24 protein-coding genes, 1 pseudogene, 1 riboswitch and 1 other annotated feature are annotated in these 18,821 nt (G+C 42.6%); of the genes and pseudogenes, 13 read left to right on the top strand and 12 right to left on the bottom strand.

From position 1 onward, the window contains the following. Nucleotides 1-4: 4 nt before the first annotated feature. Together AB5N96_RS04590 and AB5N96_RS04585 are read left to right on the top strand one after the other, a co-directional pair. A complete protein-coding gene (locus AB5N96_RS04590; RefSeq protein WP_499704788.1) occupies nucleotides 5-478 on the top strand; it encodes a cytochrome c oxidase subunit II in 474 nt (157 codons plus the stop codon). Further along, nucleotides 478-2,130, top strand: a complete 1,653-nt coding sequence (locus tag AB5N96_RS04585) for a b(o/a)3-type cytochrome-c oxidase subunit 1 (RefSeq protein ID WP_499704787.1) — start codon at nucleotides 478-480, stop codon at nucleotides 2,128-2,130. Before AB5N96_RS04590 ends, AB5N96_RS04585 begins: the two co-directional genes overlap by 1 nt. A 148-nt stretch (nucleotides 2,131-2,278) precedes the next feature. Here AB5N96_RS04585 and AB5N96_RS04580 read toward each other — a convergent pair whose 3' ends face one another. From AB5N96_RS04580 to AB5N96_RS04560, 5 genes and pseudogenes are all read right to left on the bottom strand, one after another. Then, nucleotides 2,279-2,644: a PH domain-containing protein gene (locus tag AB5N96_RS04580; RefSeq protein WP_204589989.1), complete on the bottom strand. Its 366-nt coding sequence runs from the start codon at nucleotides 2,642-2,644 to the stop codon at nucleotides 2,279-2,281. A 79-nt stretch (nucleotides 2,645-2,723) separates the two neighbouring features. Further along, a complete protein-coding gene (gene hepT, locus AB5N96_RS04575; RefSeq protein ID WP_204589990.1) occupies nucleotides 2,724-3,134 on the bottom strand; it encodes a type VII toxin-antitoxin system HepT family RNase toxin in 411 nt (136 codons plus the stop codon). Further along, nucleotides 3,127-3,537: a type VII toxin-antitoxin system MntA family adenylyltransferase antitoxin gene (gene mntA / locus AB5N96_RS04570; protein WP_204589991.1), complete on the bottom strand. Its 411-nt coding sequence runs from the start codon at nucleotides 3,535-3,537 to the stop codon at nucleotides 3,127-3,129. The genes hepT and mntA overlap by 8 nt, the downstream gene beginning before the upstream one ends. A gap of 87 nt (nucleotides 3,538-3,624) precedes the next feature. Beyond that, nucleotides 3,625-5,070: a DEAD/DEAH box helicase gene (locus tag AB5N96_RS04565; RefSeq protein WP_204589992.1), complete on the bottom strand. Its 1,446-nt coding sequence runs from the start codon at nucleotides 5,068-5,070 to the stop codon at nucleotides 3,625-3,627. A 161-nt stretch (nucleotides 5,071-5,231) separates the two neighbouring features. Continuing rightward, a pseudogene (locus tag AB5N96_RS04560) lies at nucleotides 5,232-5,564 on the bottom strand (DUF4275 family protein); the annotation flags it as partial. Nucleotides 5,565-5,781: 217 nt separating this feature from the next. Then, nucleotides 5,782-5,996: a binding site (T-box leader), on the top strand. 43 nt (nucleotides 5,997-6,039) lie between these two features. Here AB5N96_RS04560 and argS point away from each other — a divergent pair. Continuing rightward, entirely contained in the window at nucleotides 6,040-7,728 is a 1,689-nt protein-coding gene (argS, locus tag AB5N96_RS04555; protein WP_499704786.1) for an arginine--tRNA ligase, read from the top strand. 38 nt (nucleotides 7,729-7,766) lie between these two features. On the opposite strand, the gene AB5N96_RS04550 is transcribed toward argS, so the two are convergent. From AB5N96_RS04550 to AB5N96_RS04535, 4 genes are all read right to left on the bottom strand, one after another. After that, a complete protein-coding gene (locus AB5N96_RS04550) occupies nucleotides 7,767-8,183 on the bottom strand; it encodes a hypothetical protein (RefSeq protein ID WP_499704785.1) in 417 nt (138 codons plus the stop codon). A gap of 19 nt (nucleotides 8,184-8,202) precedes the next feature. Further along, nucleotides 8,203-8,715 (bottom strand): GNAT family N-acetyltransferase, encoded by a 513-nt coding sequence (locus tag AB5N96_RS04545; RefSeq protein WP_499704784.1) that lies wholly within the window; start codon nucleotides 8,713-8,715, stop codon nucleotides 8,203-8,205. A 142-nt stretch (nucleotides 8,716-8,857) separates the two neighbouring features. After that, nucleotides 8,858-9,058, bottom strand: coding sequence for a cold-shock protein (locus AB5N96_RS04540; RefSeq protein ID WP_204589995.1), 201 nt, complete (start codon nucleotides 9,056-9,058; stop codon nucleotides 8,858-8,860). Between the two features lie 225 nt (nucleotides 9,059-9,283). Continuing rightward, nucleotides 9,284-10,609: an alkaline phosphatase gene (locus AB5N96_RS04535; RefSeq protein ID WP_499704783.1), complete on the bottom strand. Its 1,326-nt coding sequence runs from the start codon at nucleotides 10,607-10,609 to the stop codon at nucleotides 9,284-9,286. 357 nt (nucleotides 10,610-10,966) lie between these two features. Between AB5N96_RS04535 and AB5N96_RS04530 the strand changes: the two genes are divergently transcribed. From AB5N96_RS04530 to AB5N96_RS04505, 6 genes are all read left to right on the top strand, one after another. Beyond that, nucleotides 10,967-11,140, top strand: coding sequence for a hypothetical protein (locus AB5N96_RS04530; RefSeq protein WP_204589997.1), 174 nt, complete (start codon nucleotides 10,967-10,969; stop codon nucleotides 11,138-11,140). Beyond that, on the top strand, nucleotides 11,127-11,705 hold the full coding sequence (locus AB5N96_RS04525) for a Fic/DOC family protein (protein ID WP_499704782.1): 579 nt from the start codon (nucleotides 11,127-11,129) through the stop codon (nucleotides 11,703-11,705). Before AB5N96_RS04530 ends, AB5N96_RS04525 begins: the two co-directional genes overlap by 14 nt. Nucleotides 11,706-11,762: 57 nt before the next feature. Beyond that, nucleotides 11,763-12,248, top strand: a complete 486-nt coding sequence (locus tag AB5N96_RS04520; RefSeq protein ID WP_499704781.1) for a peptide-methionine (S)-S-oxide reductase — start codon at nucleotides 11,763-11,765, stop codon at nucleotides 12,246-12,248. Nucleotides 12,249-12,509: 261 nt separating this feature from the next. Next, nucleotides 12,510-12,612: riboswitch (SAM riboswitch) on the top strand. 92 nt (nucleotides 12,613-12,704) lie between these two features. Then, complete coding sequence (locus tag AB5N96_RS04515; RefSeq protein ID WP_499704780.1) at nucleotides 12,705-13,730, top strand: methionine ABC transporter ATP-binding protein; 1,026 nt, start codon at nucleotides 12,705-12,707, stop codon at nucleotides 13,728-13,730. Beyond that, on the top strand, nucleotides 13,720-14,382 hold the full coding sequence (locus tag AB5N96_RS04510; RefSeq protein ID WP_499704779.1) for a methionine ABC transporter permease: 663 nt from the start codon (nucleotides 13,720-13,722) through the stop codon (nucleotides 14,380-14,382). The genes AB5N96_RS04515 and AB5N96_RS04510 overlap by 11 nt, the downstream gene beginning before the upstream one ends. 12 nt (nucleotides 14,383-14,394) lie before the next feature. Then, complete coding sequence (locus AB5N96_RS04505; protein ID WP_204590002.1) at nucleotides 14,395-15,255, top strand: MetQ/NlpA family ABC transporter substrate-binding protein; 861 nt, start codon at nucleotides 14,395-14,397, stop codon at nucleotides 15,253-15,255. Between the two features lie 88 nt (nucleotides 15,256-15,343). Here the strand turns inward: AB5N96_RS04505 and AB5N96_RS04500 are convergent, their stop codons facing one another. Next, the gene (locus AB5N96_RS04500) at nucleotides 15,344-15,595 is read right to left on the bottom strand and encodes a hypothetical protein (protein ID WP_499704778.1); all 252 of its coding nucleotides are present in this window, start codon (nucleotides 15,593-15,595) and stop codon (nucleotides 15,344-15,346) included. Next, nucleotides 15,592-15,792 carry a helix-turn-helix transcriptional regulator gene (locus AB5N96_RS04495; RefSeq protein ID WP_499704777.1) on the bottom strand — a complete coding sequence of 67 codons (201 nt, stop codon included), beginning with the start codon at nucleotides 15,790-15,792 and terminating at the stop codon, nucleotides 15,592-15,594. Before AB5N96_RS04495 ends, AB5N96_RS04500 begins: the two co-directional genes overlap by 4 nt. A 131-nt stretch (nucleotides 15,793-15,923) precedes the next feature. Between AB5N96_RS04495 and AB5N96_RS04490 the strand changes: the two genes are divergently transcribed. From AB5N96_RS04490 to AB5N96_RS04480, 3 genes are all read left to right on the top strand, one after another. Next, nucleotides 15,924-16,337, top strand: coding sequence for a hypothetical protein (locus tag AB5N96_RS04490; protein ID WP_499704776.1), 414 nt, complete (start codon nucleotides 15,924-15,926; stop codon nucleotides 16,335-16,337). Nucleotides 16,338-16,368: 31 nt separating this feature from the next. Further along, nucleotides 16,369-16,932 carry a DUF4256 domain-containing protein gene (locus AB5N96_RS04485; protein ID WP_499704775.1) on the top strand — a complete coding sequence of 188 codons (564 nt, stop codon included), beginning with the start codon at nucleotides 16,369-16,371 and terminating at the stop codon, nucleotides 16,930-16,932. Between the two features lie 87 nt (nucleotides 16,933-17,019). Beyond that, a complete protein-coding gene (locus tag AB5N96_RS04480; RefSeq protein WP_499704774.1) occupies nucleotides 17,020-17,442 on the top strand; it encodes a cytidine deaminase in 423 nt (140 codons plus the stop codon). A 77-nt stretch (nucleotides 17,443-17,519) separates the two neighbouring features. Here the strand turns inward: AB5N96_RS04480 and AB5N96_RS04475 are convergent, their stop codons facing one another. Further along, a complete protein-coding gene (locus AB5N96_RS04475) occupies nucleotides 17,520-18,119 on the bottom strand; it encodes a transposase (protein WP_499704773.1) in 600 nt (199 codons plus the stop codon). 144 nt (nucleotides 18,120-18,263) lie between these two features. On the opposite strand from AB5N96_RS04475, the gene AB5N96_RS04470 reads away from it, so the two are divergent. After that, nucleotides 18,264-18,821, top strand: coding sequence for a hypothetical protein (locus tag AB5N96_RS04470; protein WP_499704772.1), 558 nt, complete (start codon nucleotides 18,264-18,266; stop codon nucleotides 18,819-18,821).

Here is an 18,821-nt window from a genome sequence, read left to right as displayed (position 1 = left end):
GAACATGCATCTGCATAAGTATGAAAAAATCTGGTTAGTTTTTGGAATCACGTGTTTAGCAGTATTTTTAACAGTCGTGGGAGTCAGCGCATTTACAGATAACCACCACACCCCAGCTGGAGGAATCGAGCACATCGATCCGGAAAAAGTAAGAGAAACAGCACCGTTTGATAATCCAGGTGTGACGCAACTGGATGACGACACGTATCAAGTGTCCATCATTGCTATGGCATTCGGATACGAAGGGCCAGAACTGAAAGTCCCTGTTGGGAAAGAAATCGTCTTCAAAGTAACAAGCACAGACGTGGTGCACAGTTTCACGATCGATGACACGAAAGTCAACATGATGGTTGTACCTGGCCAAGTGACGACGAAATCGTACACGTTCGATAAGCCAGGGAAGTATTTAATCATCTGTAACGAATACTGTGGAGCTGGCCACCATTTCATGTTCACAGAAATTGAGGTGACAGAATAATGATCGCATCAGGAGAACGCAAACTGGCCCTTTGGAACGTCGGGGTCGCGTACGCTGCCTTTTTAATTGGAACACTTGCAGGTTTACTACAGGTCTTTATTCGAAACGATAAGCTCCAACTTCCGGCATGGCTGGATTATTATCAAATTTTGACCGCACATGGAGTTTTACTCGCACTTATCTTTACGACATTTTTCATCTTTGCTTTCTTTATCACCGGCATGAGCAAGAGTCTTGGCGCATTCGGACCGAAAGTGTTGCTGTGGAACTGGATCGGTTTCCTGACAATGCTTGCTGGGACAGTGTTAGCAACCGTCATGATCATTAGCGGAAAAGCATCTGTTCTTTATACATTCTACGCACCAATGATGGCGAGTCCTTGGTATTACATCGGGTTGGCACTCTTTATTGTTGGGTCGCTCGTGATGGGCTTTGCACTTGTGGGTCATTATATTCGCTGGCGCAAGGAACATAAAGGTGAGTTAAGTCCTTTGTTTGCCTTCATGACCGTTTCTACAGTCATCTTATGGGCAATTGCGTGTCTAGGTGTTGTCGCGACGGTGTTGTTCCAATACATCCCGTGGGCATTCGGCTGGGTTGATACAATCAACGTTGAACTGAGCCGTACATTGTTCTGGTATTTTGGTCACCCGCTTGTGTACTTCTGGTTACTTCCAGCATATATGGCATGGTATGTGGTAGTTCCAAAGATTTTAGGCGTACCGGTATTTAGTGATTCACTTGCTCGTTTATCATTTGTGTTGTTCATCTTGTTCTCGATTCCAGTCGGTTTCCACCACCAGCTGATGGAGCCAGGAATCGAAAACTTCTGGAAGTTCTTCCAAGTCGTTTTGACATTCATGGTCATCATCCCGTCATTGATGACGGCGTTCTCGATGTTCGCGAATTTTGAGCGAGCAGGCCGCAAGAATGGCGGGAAAGGGTTGTTCGGCTGGTTTACAAAACTGCCTTGGAACGACCTACGTTTCACCTCTTTGTTTATCGCGATGGCGTTCTTCATTCCTGGAGGCGCGGGCGGAATTATCAATGCAAGTTTCCAATTGAATGAAATCGTCCACAATACGCTTTGGGTTGTCGGTCACTTCCACATCACAGTCGGAACTCCGGTTGCGATGACATTCATGGGTATCACGTTCTGGATGATTCCATATTTAACAGGGCGAAAGTTCACGAAGACGATGGAAAAACTCGGTTTCATCCAGATTGGGTTATGGGCAGTCGGGATGTTATTGATGAGTACAGCGCAACACGTGCTAGGGCTTCTCGGAGCACCGCGTCGTACGGCGTATAGTGGCTACAATGATCACCCGGCAGCACTTGAGTGGTTTGAGGGGATTATATCCAATCACGTGACGATGGCGATTGGCGGAAGTATTTTGTTCTTGTCCGCGATGCTGCTTCTCTACATCGTGATCATGAGTGCGTTCTTGTCACCAAAAGCTGTGGAAGTGGATGAGTTTGTGGAGTTCCCATTAGCAGAAAGTGATAAAGCGGCGACTCCAAAATTCTTAGAAAACTGGCTTCTGTGGATCGGCATTGCATTTGCGTTGATCATTATTGCGTACGCGATTCCAATTTTCCAGATGATCCAGCATGCACCACCAGGTTCCAAAGGCTTTATTACATGGTAAGGAGTGGAGAACAATGGTTTTAGGATTAATTGGTTTGTTCGTGGTGATTGTTTTGTCGACGGGAATTTTGGTTGAGGTTATGACAGAAGAAGAGTAAAAATAGAGCCAGTTGAGTCCCTTGTTTAGGACTTAACTGGCTTTTGTTTTGTTAGAGAATCGCCTCAGCAATGATTTTGTCGAGCTTGCGGACGTCTACTTTTTTATTGAGGTTTAGTTTGAAACGACCAGCTCTTGTCCAAAGTTCGAGCTCTGAGTTGATATCAAATGTGCCGCCGTTTTCAGACGAATACATCACGATGGATTTGAACGGAATTGTGTAGATTTCAATCTTCTTTCCTGTTAGACCTTGGCGATCGGCGATAATCAATCGTTTATTTGTGACTACGGCAACATCTCGGATTGTCTTGTAAGCAGTCGTTGCTGTCTCCCCAGCAATCAAAATATCCTTGATAGAATCTGGTACTGGGACCTCTTCGGTGAAAGTCCATGTCATGAATTTGTTCAATTCGCTCATATTTCCACTCCTATTCGTATGTAATTAGTTTAAGTATATACATAGTTTCCAGAAATGGAAGGAAAGGTAGTCTCAACTATCACTTTGCTTCATGTTGTAAGATGATTTTCGTGAATTTCTTAAAATCATCGATATGTTTGGTAAGGATGGATTCGAGTATTTCGATTTCTAAGGCCTGATAATCGTGGACAGCAATATTACGAAAACCAACCATATTCATCAAAGTTTTTGCTAAAGCTTCATCAATGATTTTAGCTTCATGTAACAACTTGAAGCCATCTCGACTAGACTTTGGTACTCCAAGTTTATTTTCACTGATAATGTGCATGGCCATGTCTATGCTTGCTTCACATGCACGCTGAATATTTAAGACAATACTATCTTGTTTAGTAAAATCTTTAAGATTAGTTGGATTACCTTCGTAAACCTCATGAATTCTTTTAATGCATCGTTCAATAGTTGCCGACTTATTCACTAGTACATCATTCATATCCAAAGACACTTCCTCGCTCTTTAATTGATTCAATAACAGGAGCACGCTGTTCATTTAAAGCTAGATACATACTATAGGCGCGCATACGCTGAATATAAAATTGATCGTGATTATTAATAAAAATAGGAAGACCTTGAGAGAAGATTTGCATAGTAAATACAGTATCTAGATTTCTAATATCGACCAAATCAACTTCTCTACCAGTGGCTTCTGCTAGCTCGCTAGCCAACAGAAATCGATCATAGGCTGAGATTCTTTGTTGACTAAAAAAAGCGATATCTAAATCACTGCTTTCTCTTTGCATTTCTTTCGCAAATGAGCCAAAAAGAATTATAAAATCAACATCAATTTTTTTTAGAATAACTTCAATGATTTGATTTTGTATCGTTGGAGTTAGCATTAGATCCACCACCTTTAAACTAGTATAGCTTGAAATATGCGATATCGCACAGAAAAATCCCCCTCACAGACGTGAAGGGGATAGCGATTATTTTAGGGCTTTGCTGACTTTCAGCTTTTTGCCTTTGACTGGAGTTGTTTCCATTGCTTGCAGCACAAGAGATCCTTTACCGTTCAAGATGTCCACATACGACATTTGATCTTGGATTGTAATGATGCCGATATCTTCTGCAGTGACACCCGGGATATTGGCGATTGTACCGACTAAATCGATGGCGCGGATTTTTTTCTTTTTCCCGCCGCTAAAGTGAAGCTTCATGATGTCTTGGTTGATACGAGCCGTCTTATTGTTGCGGACGACACGACGACTTGCTAGCTTCTCGTCGAAATCGTAGCGCGCACGTTTCACTTCCTGTTCTTCCGGAGCTTCTGCTTTAGGAAGTTCGAAGCCGATGTAACGCTCAATGGCACGAATGAATTTACTTTCATAAGGAGTAGCGAACATAATCGCAGTTCCAGCAGCACCAGCACGACCTGTTCGGCCCGTACGGTGAACGTAACTTTCTTTTTCCATTGGAACATCATAGTTGATGACTAGGTTGACGTTATCGATATCGATTCCACGTGCAGCCACGTCTGTAGCTACAAGATAGCGGAAGTTTCCAAGCTTGAATCCTTCCATTACAGCGAATCGGTCTTCTTGCACAATCCCGCCGTGAAGTTTCTCGACTGGGTAACCAGCTTCTTCAAGTTCACTGTAAACCGTATCAACATTTTCTTTCGTACGGCAGAAAATCAAGCAGCTGTTTGGATTTTCAACAACCGTTATGTCTTTAAGAAGAGCGATTTTGTCTTCTTCTTTCACTTCAATTAACGAGTGCTCGATTGTATCAGCAGTGACACCAGTCGATTCAATCTCGATGTACGTTGGGTCTTGCATATATTCATGGCAAAGACTCGCGATATCTTGTGGAAGCGTTGCAGAGAAGACCATTGTGACGCGGTCAGAAGGCACTTGTTTGATGATGGCTTCGACTTCATCGATGAAACCACGGTTTAGCATCTCGTCTGCTTCATCAATGATCAAGTACTTCACCATCTCAAGGTCTAGCGTTCCGCGGTCGATATGGTCCATCACACGGCCAGGTGTACCCACAACTACGTGTGTCTTTTGTTTCAGCTCATCTCGCTGTTTCGAGAATGGCTCTTTTCCGTAAAGTGCAACGGCCTTCACGCGCTTGAAACGACCGATATTTGTAATATCTTCACGCACTTGAACAGCAAGTTCACGCGTTGGTGTCAAAATCAACGCCTGTGGCTTTTTCTCTTCCCAGATGATCTGGTCCGCTACAGGGATCCCGAATGCAGCTGTTTTTCCGCTTCCTGTCTGAGATTTCACTACAAGGTCCAGGTTTTCAAATGCAAGAGGAAGTACTTTTTGTTGTACTTCAGTCGGTGTGTCATATTTCAAAATCGTCAAGGCGCGGCGGATATCATCACTAATCGGTAAATCTGTAAAGCGTGTGGTTATCATTCAAATACCTCATTTTCTAGTTTTTCGTCATATATCTTCACAATCTGTTCCGTACATATGTCAATAGCTCTCATTATACGTGAAAACCGCGCACTTTATCCGGTTTTCTTTGAAACGTAACAGAGAAGATATATAGGAAATGAGAAACCATCGAATTCTGTTCACACTTTGACAAAATACAGCCCACACGTCTCGGTTTCATGCGTGATCACAAACGTCCATGTGAAATCCGCGTCTACCAGGTAAATGTCTTCTTCATTCTGCAGTATGTTCATATCTATACAAGAGGCATCCTCTATCAAAAAAGCATCATTCGAATGTTGATAAAAGACAAAACAGCGCTTTTTACACAAGGCATGAAATGCACTGATTGCCTCGCTTCCAGAAAGATGTTCGCGTGTTTGATAGCTGAATACATGCCATAAGTATCCAGAGTAGTAACCAACATCCTTCAGATAGATTCTTTTCTTTCCAGCGGATGTTAAATGACTAGCAAAAGCTTCTTCTCACTTCGCGTGGAGATACGCACTCCAGCCAGTAAGGACACGAGTTCGTGGGTCGATTTTCGATAATTGAGTGTGTAGGTTCATGTGTAAACTCCCTAGAATTGAGTTGTTTTAAACAGTATACAATACTCCTCATAGATAGAATAACTGTGAAAATATATCTTGTATTTCCCAAATAAATGTCTATACTAAGTTGAAATACCATTTAACGTCTTGGACAAAGAGAGTAGTTTTTAGTGTTCGACTAGCGAATCAGGAACTGGTGAAAGCCTGATCATACACTTCAAATGAACCGCACTTTGGAGATGCTTTCCTGAACGACTAAGTAGGGAAGGCCGGGGAGTTCCTCGTTAGCAACAAGAGAGGTCTATTAGACAACTAGAGTGGTACCGCGGGTAAATTCAAACTCCCGTCTCTTTTCATTGCGAAAAGAGGCGGGAGTTTTTTATTTGGAGGGAAAACTATGCAGACAAAGCAAGCTGTTGCACAAAGTTTAGTTGAATACTTTATCAACACATGGACTTACGAAGAAGTACTTAGCCGAATCAGTCCACCGAAACATTCCGAGATGGGGGACTTGGCTTTTCCCTGCTTCGAACTTGCCAAAACCTATCGTCAATCCCCAGCTTCTATTGCTGAAGGCATCGTGGAAAAACTTCAACCGACTCAGTGGATTAAACGTGTGGAAGCTGTTAGTGGCTATATCAATATCTTTCTCAATCATCAAACTGTCGCAGCAAATGTACTGCGAGAGATACTTACAAACCAAGAGTTTTACGGGAATTTGGACATCGGACAAAATCGAGTTGTCACGATTGATTTCTCGTCGCCCAACATCGCAAAACCGTTTTCGATGGGCCATCTTCGCTCTACTGTGATTGGCAATGCATTGGCACTTTTACTAGAAAAAGTAGGATATCAAGCCGTCCGAATCAATCATTTAGGAGATTGGGGAACTCAATTTGGAAAGCTCATGGTTGCCTATCAAAGGTGGGGAGACGAAAGCCAAGTTAAACAAAATCCGATTCGAGAATTGCTGAAGTTGTATGTGCGTTTCCACGACGAAGCCCTTCTAGATGAGAGCTTGAATGATCAAGCAAGACTGTGGTTTAAAAGACTAGAAGAAGGTGACGAACAAGCTCTTCGTTTGTGGAAGTGGTTCCGCGACGAATCGCTGAAAGAGTTCGCCAAAGTTTACGAGTTGATGGGGATTCGATTTGACTCCATGAACGGGGAAGCATTTTATAACGATAAGATGGACCGAGTAGTAGAGATGCTCGACCAAGAGGGATTACTGATTTCATCGGATGGTGCGAGAGTAGTTCCTGTTGGAGAGGATTTGCCGCCTTGTTTGATTACTAAAAAAGATGGAACCACCTTGTATGCGACACGTGACTTGGCAGCTGCACTTTACCGCCAAGAAACATACGGTTTTTCGAAGTCCCTATATGTTGTTGGCAATGAGCAGTCGCTCCATTTCAAGCAAGTATTCCGTGTCTTAGATAAGATGGGGTATACGTGGCAGGAAGGAATGACGCATGTTCCGTTTGGTATGATGCTTCAAAATGGCAAGAAGATGTCGACGCGTAAAGGAAGGGTTGTTTTGCTTGAAGAGGTTTTGCAGGAGGCTATTGCTCTGGCGGAAAAGACAATCACAACGAAAAATCCTTTGCTTGAAAACAAAGTAGAAGTTGCTCATCAAGTGGGAGTTGGAGCAGTGCTGTTTCATGATCTGAAGACTTTCCGCAGAAACGATATCGAGTTTTCTTTAGAGGATATGTTGAAAGTAGAGGGAGAAACCGGGCCTTATGTACAGTACACACATGCGCGCATCTCAACTCTTTTAAAGAAAGGGCAGTTTCAAGCTCCTTTGTTAGATATTCAACTAGTAGACGAGGAAGCCTGGCCTGTTGTAAAAAGCCTTGAAGAGTTTCCAGAAGTTATTCGCCATGCTTATGAAAAGTATGATCCCTCTGAAATCGCAAAGTACCTAATTGATTTGGCGAGAGCCTTTAACAAATACTACGCGTCTGTGCGAATACTCGACGATTCAAATCTCAAGCAGTACCGTCTTGCCGTTGTAAAAGCTGTTCAAATCGTTCTAGCGGAAGGGCTGCGTCTGCTGGGAATTGGTGCACCGAAAGAAATGTAATAAATAGCCCCACTCAAAATGAGAGGGGCCAACTTATGTTAGTATACAAAGCGAACTAAAGTCTTTTCAGCAAATTGAATATCGTTTATTTTAGCTTCAGTCATGGAGATTGAAAGTTCATCTTCTCGAGGCTCAGCTTCTTCACCAAGCCAACAAGTATATAGCTCGAAATAATCTCCAGCAGATACGTAAGACTCCATAATTGCAAACAAACTCTCTAACTTTTTAAGACTATCGGATTGTCTATCATGAGGTTGTCCATCATATAGTTCAATTCCCCAATAGGAGGATATCTCATAGACATACGTTGTAGAGAACTGACACTTTAGAGCAGCTTGCTGAGAACTTTCATCAGAAAAACAACTTCCAATCCAGAATTCTAAATCATAGAGTTCTGGATTTTCATCATCGGTAGGGATTTTTTGATTTGTCCCAATATATGTTGCTAAACTCATTGATCGATTCCTCCTAGAATCAGCCTTCCACCGGGGTCTCCGGTCCTTCGAGATCCAGTTGATAAAACGCAAGATCAAGCCAGCGCTCGAACTTGTAACCGGCGTTGCGTAAAGTTCCAGAGTGCGTGAAGCCAAGACTTTGATGAAGCAAGATGCTTTTCTCATTCGCTGCATCGATTCCGGCAACTAAAGTTTTATACTCCCCATTTTTGGCAAGTTGAATGATTTCCTGAAGCAATGTACGTCCGATTCCACGTTTTTGATAGTCGTTGCTGACATACACCGAATGTTCTATCGAATATTTATAGGCAGGCCACGCGCGGAAGGGACCAAATGTCGCAAATCCAGCTACATGTCCGTCGACTTCAAAGACAATCACAGGATAGCCATCTTTCATCTTTTGATCAAACCAAATCGTGCGGTCTTCTATAGTTTGAGCGTGGTACGAATAAACAGCGGTCGTGTTGACAATAGCGTCATTGTAGATAGCTAAGATTTCTTTTAAATCATCAGAGGTGGCTGGTCGGATCATCGGGTTCTTCCTTTCAGGGTGGGAGTAAAGTCAAACTAGAATAGTCCTAGTTTAGCAGAAAACTATCAAAAGAGAAGAGGTTTTTTGTGAATCGAAACACAAAAAAGGCACCCCAGATGGGATGCCTTTTCGTATCATAAAATTAAAGTTTTACGATGTTTGTAGCTTGAGGTCCGCGTTGACCTTCTTCGATGTTGAATTCAACTTTTTGACCTTCGTCTAAAGATTTGAATCCTTCACCTTGGATTGCTGAGAAGTGAGCGAATACGTCTGCTCCGCCTTCAACTTCGATGAATCCGAAACCTTTTTCTGCGTTAAACCATTTTACTGTACCTTGTGTCATATAAATGACCTCCATTATAAATTATTAATAAGATCATTTTTCTGCAATAAAAAAATTCACGTATTACAAAAAGTACGGAAATAATACACAGATACTTTTTGTAATAGGTGAATTAAATGTGTTGTACTTCATGAACTTATTAAACCTAGTATACAACACAAAATCTGATTTGTCTACTAAAACAAAAACAACCCCACAAAAGTGAGGCTGCTCTAGGTACGAAACTTAATTGCCGAACTTTATTTTCATTGCTTTCGCCATATGTTTTGGAATATCTGTATTGTCCAAGAGACCTGTGAACAAGTCAGATTGAGGGCCATAGGCGTAGATTGGAAGATCCGTCCCGGTGTGTGCACCTGTTGTCCAGCCGATCAACGCGCGGTCGCTGACAACTGTGTTGATAGCACGTACAGGATTTTCGGCAGAAGCAATGGCTTCGATTTCCGCAGCTGTTAAATCAAATCCGGTGTGCGCTTCTACGACTTCCTCCACATTGTTACGCGTTTCATTCAACTGCGCAGCCATAAAGTCACCAGTAGCTGTAACGTCATGAAGTACTTCCGTTTTTACATCGTACACACTGTTCGAACCAACGGACATGCCGCCTGTGTCATGATCCCCTGCAACGACGACAAGTGTATTGCCATCTTTTTTCGCAAATTCAAGAGCAGCAGCAACAGCTTCATCGAATGCTTGGGAGTCTGTCATCGCCCAAGCTGCATCATTTGCATGACCCGCCCAGTCAATTTGTGAGCCTTCTACCATTAAGAAGAAACCGTCTTTGTCTTTTTTCAATGCTTGGATTGCGATATCCGTCATCTCGGCCAGACTTGGTTGATCTGTTTCACCGCGCTCTAGTTCAGGAGCCATTGCGTCGTCTGCAAATAAACCGAGTAGTTTTCCACTCTTCGCTTTTAGTAACTCTTCACGGGAGGTCACATACTCATAGCCATCATTCTGAGCAGCTTCCACTAAGTTTCCGGCAGGTTGTTTGCCACCTTCTTCTAGTGAAACGAAGTAGTCACGGCCTCCTCCGAGGAGCACGTCCACATCGTTCTCAAAATATTGCGGGGCAATCGACGATTCATCGCCGCGTGATGCGACACTTGCGCCGAACACAGCTGGCGTCGCGTGTGTGATTGTAGAAGTGGCAACTAGCCCTGTAGATTTCTTCGCAGCTTCTGCCGCATCTAAGATAGAGTCGACTTCTTTTCCATCGGGTGTAACACCGACCATCCCGTTATTCGTTTTTACACCTGTTGCCATCGCCGTCCCAGCAGCAGCTGAGTCCGTCACTTCTGTATCTGCTGAATAGGTTTTGATTAGACCTTTTACATACGGATCAAAAGAAGAGTCTTCGCCTTTGAACCAACGGTAGTTCGTTGCATAGGCGGCACTGTAGCCGTCAGGAATCATATAAATTACATTTTTGACTTTCCCATTATGAGCGTTATCTTTCCGTGCTTCTGCGTGATCCATCGTCACATTGACACTGATTCCGGATACGACAAGTCCTCCAACCAAAGCGGCTATTACAAGCTGTTTTTTCATGCACATTTCCTCCTTTTGTTTGGTACACGGCAATGATACCAACGAATTGTAAAGAGAGTGTGACAGGAATGTAAAAGCTTATGTGAAGCAGAAAAAATCGGTTTTTGGTCATAGGAAACCTGAAAACCATTTAATTTTTAGTAGCTATATAGACCGTTCCATTTGCAGTCATTTTGACGGATGTTCCGTTATCGAGTTCGACTTCGAGGGGAAAGACTCTAGATGGTTTGTCGGAAAAATACCAATTTGAAAGTGAAAGATACTGCTGCAACTTACGTTCATTTAAGCACAAAATATGAGATAATAAAGTATACTTAAATTAAGCAAATTCATTTTATTGAACTGGAGGGAAAATGTTTGACTAGACTATCTTTAGACTCAAAAGAATATCGTTTAGTAGAAAAGAGCCTTTCGTTAGAAGAGTTTAAAATCAATAAAAAAATTGCTTTGAGAGCTATAGAAGCAGTTAATACGAACCAAAGGTTAACTTCCAATTTGATTAAGGCTGTAATTAGAGATGGAAAAGTATAATTTTGGTTCTGATGAATCTTATTTGTTACAACATAATTTGTTGGGAATTGATGATTTAAGTGAGCTTCAATTAGCGGAGCAATATGTGTTTACAGTTAGGGCACTTCAAATTGCACAAGGAGTTTACAAAATTAGAGATTTTAAAATGGATGATTTATGTGCACTCCACAAACATTTATTTCAAGACATTTACTCTTTTGCAGGTGAGGTTCGAAGTGTACAGTTAACCAAAGGCAATACTAGATTTTGTCAATTTCAATATATCGATTCCTATGGAGCTTCAATTTTAGGCGAATTAGCGTTAGAGAAAGATTGGAATACAATTGAGTTTGCCTCAGAGAAACTCGCTTATTATAAAAGTGAGTTAAATATGCTTCATCCATTTCGAGAGGGAAACGGTAGAACCCTTCGTATCTTTATTAGAGAATTAGCAAAAACAAAAGGATATGATTGGGATTTTGAGAAAATGGACAAAGAAGATTATATGAATGCAATGATTAGAGCAACATCAGACTCAACAGAACTTAAAAGGATTTTTTTAAATACACTTCATCTACAGACCTGAATTGATTTCGATCGATTTCGGTCTTTATTTAATTTTAAATACAAGGGGAGATTTTGTGTGCACACGATTTATTTAGCAGGGGGATGCCTATGGGGCGTGCAAGCATTTGTAAAGACGTTGCCAGGGATTGTCTCAACTGAAGCGGGAAGAGCAAATGGAACATCTAAAACGTTAGACGGGGAATATGACGGATATGCGGAATGTGTAAAAACGACTTTTCATCCAGATGTGGTATCTGTCGAGGAGTTGATGGGCTATCTTTTTGAAATCATTGATCCGTATAGTATCAATAAACAAGGGGAAGATGTTGGAGAGAAGTACCGAACTGGGGTGTATAGTATAGACCCAAAACATGTAGAGCAGGCCAAGGCGTTCATCAAGAAACGTGAAGATGCGGGCCGAATTGCTGTAGAAGTTCTGCCGCTTATCAATTATGTACGTAGTACTGAAGAACACCAAGACCGTCTTGCTCGCTGTCCGGATGATTACTGCCACATCCCACAGCAGTTGCTGACAAAATACAAATCGAACGTGCTTACATGAGACGAGCCTCCTTTCTGTTCTAGAAAGGAAGCTCATTTTTATTAGATAGCCTGCTCACATCTAGGAAATCAAAATAATGCTTTTTAAAGAATTTTCAATAAAACCAATAAAAAACTATCCGCGTCGTACCAACAAAGCAACCGCTTACATAGTCAGACTACTAAAAAAATTAGTAAAATTACTATTGACGAGAAAACTTTGATGCTTTAGACTGTGAAACAGTTAGCAAGACGAACTAAATTCAAAACTACATACCAGCAATTCTTATCACGAGAGACGGAGGGACAGGCCCTGTGAAGTCTCGGCAAAGCGCGCATGCGTCAGTGCCAAATCCTGCAAGTGTCCACCACTTGAGAGATAAGACTGAGAGGCTTTTTCATGGCTTTCATTTCTTATGTTCTTAAGAGATGAAGGTCTTTTTTTATGCACTCTAGCAAGAAAGTAGGGAAGTCCACCATGATTACATTCCAAAACGTATCCAAAACATTCAAAATCGGGAAGCGTGATGTGCACGCGGTCCAAAACGTCACGCTCGACGTCAAAAAGGGCGACATCTTCGGCATCATCGGGTTTAGTGGAGCCGGCAAGAGCACGCTCCTTCGCCTCGTGAACCTTCTAGAGAAGCCGACGAGTGGCGTCATCAAAATCAATGATACCGACATCACATCTCTAAAAGCCAAACAACTTCGCTTGCAACGCCGACGTATCGGGATGATCTTTCAGAACTTTAACTTGTTCACATCCCGCACTGTCGCAGGGAATGTTGCCTATCCGTTGAAACTTGAAGGCACGCCAAAAGCGGAAATCGCAAGACGCACAAAAGAGTTACTTGAATTCGTTGGCCTATCTGATAAAGCAGATAACTATCCTGAGCAACTCTCGGGGGGGCAAAAGCAGCGGGTTGGGATTGCGCGAGCTCTTGCAACGAACCCGGAAATCCTAATTTGCGACGAAGCAACGTCCGCACTTGATCCGGAAACGACAGAGGACATCTTGAAACTTTTGAAGCGCGTCAATCAAGAATTCGGCATCACAGTGCTCTTGATTACACACGAGATGAACGTCATTTCAACCATTTGCAACCGAGTGGCGATTATGGAAAACGGACACGTCATCGAGCACGGGGAAGTCTTCGATGTCTTCACAAACCCGTCCCATCCGACGACAAAACGGTTTATCCAGTCGGTCAATAAAGACCTTCCTTCTCAAGAATTGCTAAAAGAATGGCGAGCAGCGGGAGATGAGCACATCTACCAAGTAACGTTTACTGGAAGTGCGACAAGTCAGCCGCTTCTTTCAAAAATCTCACAGCAACACAATGTCCACTTTAACGTTGTGTACGGCGCTGTTCGAGAAATCCAAAATCAGTTGCTAGGAAACCTGGTCGTTTCCTTCAAAGGAGAGACGACCGCGATTCAAAACGTGATCCGTGAACTAGCAGATGTTGTCGACATCAAGGAGGTGATCATCCATGAAAGTTGAGTGGAGTACATTTTATCAGCGCATCATAGAAGCAACCGGCGAGACGATTACGATGGTCATCCTGACTCTGATTCTCGGTTCGATTTTAGGCGTCTTGGTGGGACTCGCTTTATTCGTCTCTCGCCAAGGCAATATCTTAGAAAATCGCTTGTTATACGGCCTTCTCAACTTACTCATTAATGTGATTCGGCCGATTCCATTTATCGTGTTCCTCGTATTCTTGATGCCAGTGACACGAATCGTAATGGGGACGACGATTGGTGTGGGAGCTGCTGTATTCCCGATGGCCATTATGGCAACATTCAGTGTTGCGCGTATTGTCGAACAGAACTTACTGAGTATCGACCCGGGTGTCATTGAAGCTGCAAAAGCGATGGGGGCAAGCCCGTTCCAAATCGTCTTTACCGTTTTGATTCCGGAAGCGCTTGGACCACTGATTCTTGGTCTCACGTTTGTGACAGTCAGCTTGATCGATTTCTCGGCAGTGGCCGGATATGTCGGTGGTGGCGGTCTCGGGCACATCGCGATAACATACGGCTACCAACGTTTTGATACGAGCGTCATGGTCGTGACGGTGATTATTTTGATTCTTCTGGTGCAACTCGCCCAGTGGCTAGGCAATACATTATCCAAAAAAATTATGAGACGATAGGAGACTAAAAAAATGAAACGACTTAAACTTGCAGCACTTGCTGCCACAGCTGCTCTAACACTTGCAGCTTGTAACTCAGCCGATGGGTCAGAAGAGACAATCAAAATTGGGGTGAACGGTGCGGATAGCCCGCAATGGCCGGTAATCGTAGAACTTGCAAAAGAGGAAGGCATTGATTTAGAAGTAGTAGAATTCACAGATTACATCATGCCGAACAAAGCGCTTGCAGCGGGGGACATTGATTTGAACGCGTTCCAGACGATCTCGTTCTTCTCAAACTTTGTGGCGGAATCTGGGGAAGACTTGGCACCTGTTGGTACAACGGTATTTGCGCCACTTGGTGTGTATTCAGATAAAATCGAGTCACTAGATGAATTGCAAAAAGGTGATCAAGTCGCCATTCCAAATGATGCATCAACACTTCCACGCGCACTGAACCTTCTGCAAGAAGCAGGTGTGATTGAATTAGCTGACGATTTTGGGATCACTGGAGACTTAGACAAAATCACATCAAACCCGTTAGAGCTTGAATTTGTCGCTATGGAACCCCAACAGACAGCACGTGTTCTTCCGGACGTTGCCATTGCCTTAATCAACAATGGTGTGGCCGTACAAGCAGGTCTTATTCCAGCTGAAGACGCTGTTGTGTATGAAGATACAGAATCCGAGTCCATCGAGCCGTACATCAATATCATCGCATCTCGTGCAGATGAAGCAGACAACGAAAACTACTTAAAGATTGTTGAATTGTATCAGCATCCTGAAGTAGAAGAAGCGATCAACAAAGAGTTCAAAGGTAGCATGTTCATCATCCGCAAGACGGCGGAAGAGACGCAAGCGATGTTTGACAAAATGAACACCTATTTCCAATAAGGGCACCCACCCACTGCAGCTTTGGCCCCCTTTGCTGCGGTGGGTTTTTTCATGAACTTTAGAAATGTTTCGTAGATTATTTGGTTTATCAATCTAGCGCTTGTCTGTTCTTTGAGTAGGATCTGCGTAATGAGATAAAATGAATCCCGAAATACATAAGTAAAAGGATGCTGAAGAAGCCGCCGATTTCTAACCATCCTGCACCGTTTGAAGGCAATCCGCTAATTAGAGAGTAAACTACGAAGTAGAGAGCGCCAAACCCTATTGTCTGAATGGTGACTTTCTTAAGTTGTTGTTTGTATTCGTCTTTAGGTAAAACTAGAGCTAACCATGAATTCATTGATCATTTACCTCCCAAAATAATTCATCAAGCGTTTTCCCCAACTCTTTAGCCAATGCAATGCATAACTGAAGACTTGGATTGTAGGCTCCTTTTTCAATCAAACTAATCGTCTGTCGCGTAATGCCTGTCTTTCTGGCAAGATCCGTTTGTGTGATGTTGGCAGAAAGACGAGCAAGCTTTACATTGTTTTTCATAGAATCTCCTTACTCAATGTAATATATATATTCCATTTATAATTTATATATTACATTCTAACCTAGTAGATGTCAATCCTCATTGACAACTTATTACCAAGTAATTCGTATAGATACAAGAGGTGATTGGGATGAACGAGTTAATTAATCAAACAGACGAGCAAATTGAACAGACACGCGTGATTTACAAAAGCTTGCCGAGCGCACTGACGTCCTGTGACTGTCTATATTGCCAAAATTATATTGCGTGTATTCCATCCTTTCCGGAGTGGATTCAAAAGCTTACTGATCACTACGGATTAGACCTAACAAAGGCTGCAGAAATTATGGCTCTGGATTCAAAGAACGACCTGCATCAATTTTTCGCAATTTATCACGTGATTGGCTCAGCCTCTCCCGTGAAGTATGAGCAGCAAGATGCAACGGTTTTCATTGAAACAGAGGAGTTCGATTTTGTGCCCGACGTATTTCCAGAACCGATTGTTCAAGTCATGATTGAACTATGGCTTCCGTGGGTAGTTGAACCGCTCGACGAACAAGGGTAAAGTGAAAGAAATAGATGGGAGGCGAAAGGAAATGGTAAACCACGAACTAACGCAAGACCAACAGCAGGAACTTTTGGCAACACTAAAGGCTCGCTTTGAGAAGAATCGGGGACGGCATAAGGGAGTAATTGAATGGGAAGAAGTTGAAAAAAAATTAATCGCAAACCCCAAGGCACTCTGGTCACTTTCAGAAATGGAAGCGACTGGCGGCGAGCCGGACGTTGTGCGATTTGACGCTGTCAAAGAGCAGTATCATTTTTATGATTGCGCAAAAGAAAGTCCGAAAGAGCGACGTAGCGTATGTTTTGATCAAGTGGCTCGCGAAGGGCGCAAGAAGTTCCCTCCAGAGACGTCAGCACTTGAGATGGCAGAACTCATGGGCGTTGAGCTTTTGACAGAAGAAGAATATCGCTATTTGCAGACGCTTGGAGAATTTGATTTGAAGACATCCAGCTGGATTGCAACACCATCTGAGATTCGTGAACGTGGAGGCGCTTTGTTCGGGGATCGCCGCTACAACACAGTATTTGCTTACCACAATGGAGCCGATTCGTATTACGCTTCGCGAGGGTGGCGTGGTGTACTAAAAGTTTAGTGAGACAACCCCAGGGGTTGTCTCAAAAAGAGGTTAACTTAATTTATGAGATAACCCCTGGGGTTATCTCAAAAAGGGGATTTGAGAATGTTATCCGTCAAACCATTAGAAGAAATTGATTATCAGCTTATAAAAGAAGCAGAAAAAGTGATTGAAGCGAATTACCGGTACGGTCGCCATCATATAGGAGCAGCCGTCTTAGCGACTTCAGGAGAAATCTATTCAGCTGTCCATGTGGAAGCGAACGTGGGGCGAATCACGGTTTGCGGTGAGGCAATGGCATTAGGCAAAGCAATTTCTGAAGGTGACCATACTTTCAAGACAATTGTAGCTGTTGCGCACCCGCATCCTCATGAAGATATCGAGAACTGTTGGGTTGTAGCACCATGTGGCATGTGCCGCGAGTTGATCAGTGACTACGGTCCAGAGACAGATGTAATTTTGTTGCACAATGGAGAACTCGTTAAATGTGCAGCGATTGATTTGTTACCTGAGAAATACAGAAGCTGATTTGAAGTGGAACCCCAGGGGTTGTTTCACAAAAAGGTTAACTTAATTTATGAGATAACCCCTGGGGTTGTCTCATATCATCTCTTTGCCAAGCGAAATAGCCGTTTCTTCTTTGAGCGATACGGTTTTTTAGTAAGTATTAATTGCTTGTAAGAGTTTAAAGTATCAGGTAATAAAGAAGAGAGGGAATTTAAGAGAATATGCTTTTCCAAATAAGGAGGAGAACTCTGAGAGCTGGAATTATAGAAGCGATAAGAGCTATATAAATACTCTTCAGCTGTTGTAGCCAATGGGGTTTTACAATGAATAGGATTGCAATGAATGTAGATGCTCACATCGATGAGGTGCTTTGGATTAGTAATAATACTCGAGAAATATCTTTGATCATAGATTGTTCCTTTATGACCATATCTTTGTTTGTAATAGAGGCTGTAGCGTAGGTTGATGGATGCCATAATTACAGACAATGGCTTTTCAAGCGGACGAATCAGAAGGTGATAATGATTTGGCATAATACAATAAGCAATTAGTGTGAATGGATACTTCTCATGAACTCTTTCCAAGATCTTTAAAAACCTGTTACAGTCGTAAGCATTTTCAAAAATAGACATCTTGTTATGTCCGTGAATGGTGACGTGATAAAAGTCTTTGGTGTTCATAGTTCTAGGTTTTGTCATTTTGCACTCCCTTATATCAGAATATTTAATCCATTATAGAGTACTAAATTTAGAGTTTTGAGACAACCCCTGGGGTTGTCTCAAAAAGAAGTTGGCTTTTTTATAGAAACAACCCCAGGGGTTACAAAAAGAAGGAGAGGACCTATGAAAAAAGCAGAACAGATGGACCAATTACTTGCAGAGCAAGAACTAAGTGTAGAGGCCGTGTTTCAAGTCGTACACGAAGTATTTGGCTTTGATTTAGACAAAGTGCCTCTAGTGCATTCAACAAATCATTCTTCACGAGAAGTTGTAGCAGAAAAGCTTATTCAACAAGATGCTAAGCCTACAGGGCAACAAATCAGAGCGTTTATTAATGAACTGTTTAGTGTGAATCTGGAGGCACTCTCTGCACTTGAAGGAGCCGGACTGTCCTTATATGCGAAAGGTCGTTGGGTGATCGAGGAGCCAACAGACTGCTTCGTCATTTATTCAGAAATCGGAGACCGGGTTACGCGCGTGTTCACAACAACTTATTACGCCCATACTACTGGTACTTCTTCAGCTCCTATTGCACTTCAAGAGACACTCCAAAGAATGGGATACACAGCGGACACAACAGCAAGTAGCTTCTATTTTGAAAGTGATACAGCTGTTCCAGATGCTTTCAAAGGGCAGACAATCGGAGCAGTGCTCCAAAACATGCCGAAAGTACATAGCTAA

The organism is Chryseomicrobium imtechense (assembly GCF_041475995.1).
In the GTDB taxonomy this organism is placed as follows: domain Bacteria; phylum Bacillota; class Bacilli; order Bacillales_A; family Planococcaceae; genus Chryseomicrobium; species Chryseomicrobium aureum.
The sequence above is the reverse complement of the archived record's forward strand: the minus strand, read 5'-3'. Positions and strand labels throughout refer to the sequence as shown.

Coding starts and splice junctions, on each gene's coding strand:
- AB5N96_RS04590 (WP_499704788.1), top strand. CDS start 5: ATGCATCTGCATAAGTATGAAAAAATCTGGTTAGTTTTTGGAATCACG.
- AB5N96_RS04585 (WP_499704787.1), top strand. CDS start 478: ATGATCGCATCAGGAGAACGCAAACTGGCCCTTTGGAACGTCGGGGTC.
- AB5N96_RS04580 (WP_204589989.1), bottom strand. CDS start 2,644: ATGAGCGAATTGAACAAATTCATGACATGGACTTTCACCGAAGAGGTC.
- hepT (WP_204589990.1), bottom strand. CDS start 3,134: ATGAATGATGTACTAGTGAATAAGTCGGCAACTATTGAACGATGCATT.
- mntA (WP_204589991.1), bottom strand. CDS start 3,537: ATGCTAACTCCAACGATACAAAATCAAATCATTGAAGTTATTCTAAAA.
- AB5N96_RS04565 (WP_204589992.1), bottom strand. CDS start 5,070: ATGATAACCACACGCTTTACAGATTTACCGATTAGTGATGATATCCGC.
- argS (WP_499704786.1), top strand. CDS start 6,040: ATGCAGACAAAGCAAGCTGTTGCACAAAGTTTAGTTGAATACTTTATC.
- AB5N96_RS04550 (WP_499704785.1), bottom strand. CDS start 8,183: ATGAGTTTAGCAACATATATTGGGACAAATCAAAAAATCCCTACCGAT.
- AB5N96_RS04545 (WP_499704784.1), bottom strand. CDS start 8,715: ATGATCCGACCAGCCACCTCTGATGATTTAAAAGAAATCTTAGCTATC.
- AB5N96_RS04540 (WP_204589995.1), bottom strand. CDS start 9,058: ATGACACAAGGTACAGTAAAATGGTTTAACGCAGAAAAAGGTTTCGGA.
- AB5N96_RS04535 (WP_499704783.1), bottom strand. CDS start 10,609: ATGAAAAAACAGCTTGTAATAGCCGCTTTGGTTGGAGGACTTGTCGTA.
- AB5N96_RS04525 (WP_499704782.1), top strand. CDS start 11,127: ATGGAAAAGTATAATTTTGGTTCTGATGAATCTTATTTGTTACAACAT.
- AB5N96_RS04515 (WP_499704780.1), top strand. CDS start 12,705: ATGATTACATTCCAAAACGTATCCAAAACATTCAAAATCGGGAAGCGT.
- AB5N96_RS04510 (WP_499704779.1), top strand. CDS start 13,720: ATGAAAGTTGAGTGGAGTACATTTTATCAGCGCATCATAGAAGCAACC.
- AB5N96_RS04505 (WP_204590002.1), top strand. CDS start 14,395: ATGAAACGACTTAAACTTGCAGCACTTGCTGCCACAGCTGCTCTAACA.
- AB5N96_RS04500 (WP_499704778.1), bottom strand. CDS start 15,595: ATGAATTCATGGTTAGCTCTAGTTTTACCTAAAGACGAATACAAACAA.
- AB5N96_RS04495 (WP_499704777.1), bottom strand. CDS start 15,792: ATGAAAAACAATGTAAAGCTTGCTCGTCTTTCTGCCAACATCACACAA.
- AB5N96_RS04490 (WP_499704776.1), top strand. CDS start 15,924: ATGAACGAGTTAATTAATCAAACAGACGAGCAAATTGAACAGACACGC.
- AB5N96_RS04485 (WP_499704775.1), top strand. CDS start 16,369: ATGGTAAACCACGAACTAACGCAAGACCAACAGCAGGAACTTTTGGCA.
- AB5N96_RS04480 (WP_499704774.1), top strand. CDS start 17,020: ATGTTATCCGTCAAACCATTAGAAGAAATTGATTATCAGCTTATAAAA.
- AB5N96_RS04475 (WP_499704773.1), bottom strand. CDS start 18,119: ATGACAAAACCTAGAACTATGAACACCAAAGACTTTTATCACGTCACC.
- AB5N96_RS04470 (WP_499704772.1), top strand. CDS start 18,264: ATGAAAAAAGCAGAACAGATGGACCAATTACTTGCAGAGCAAGAACTA.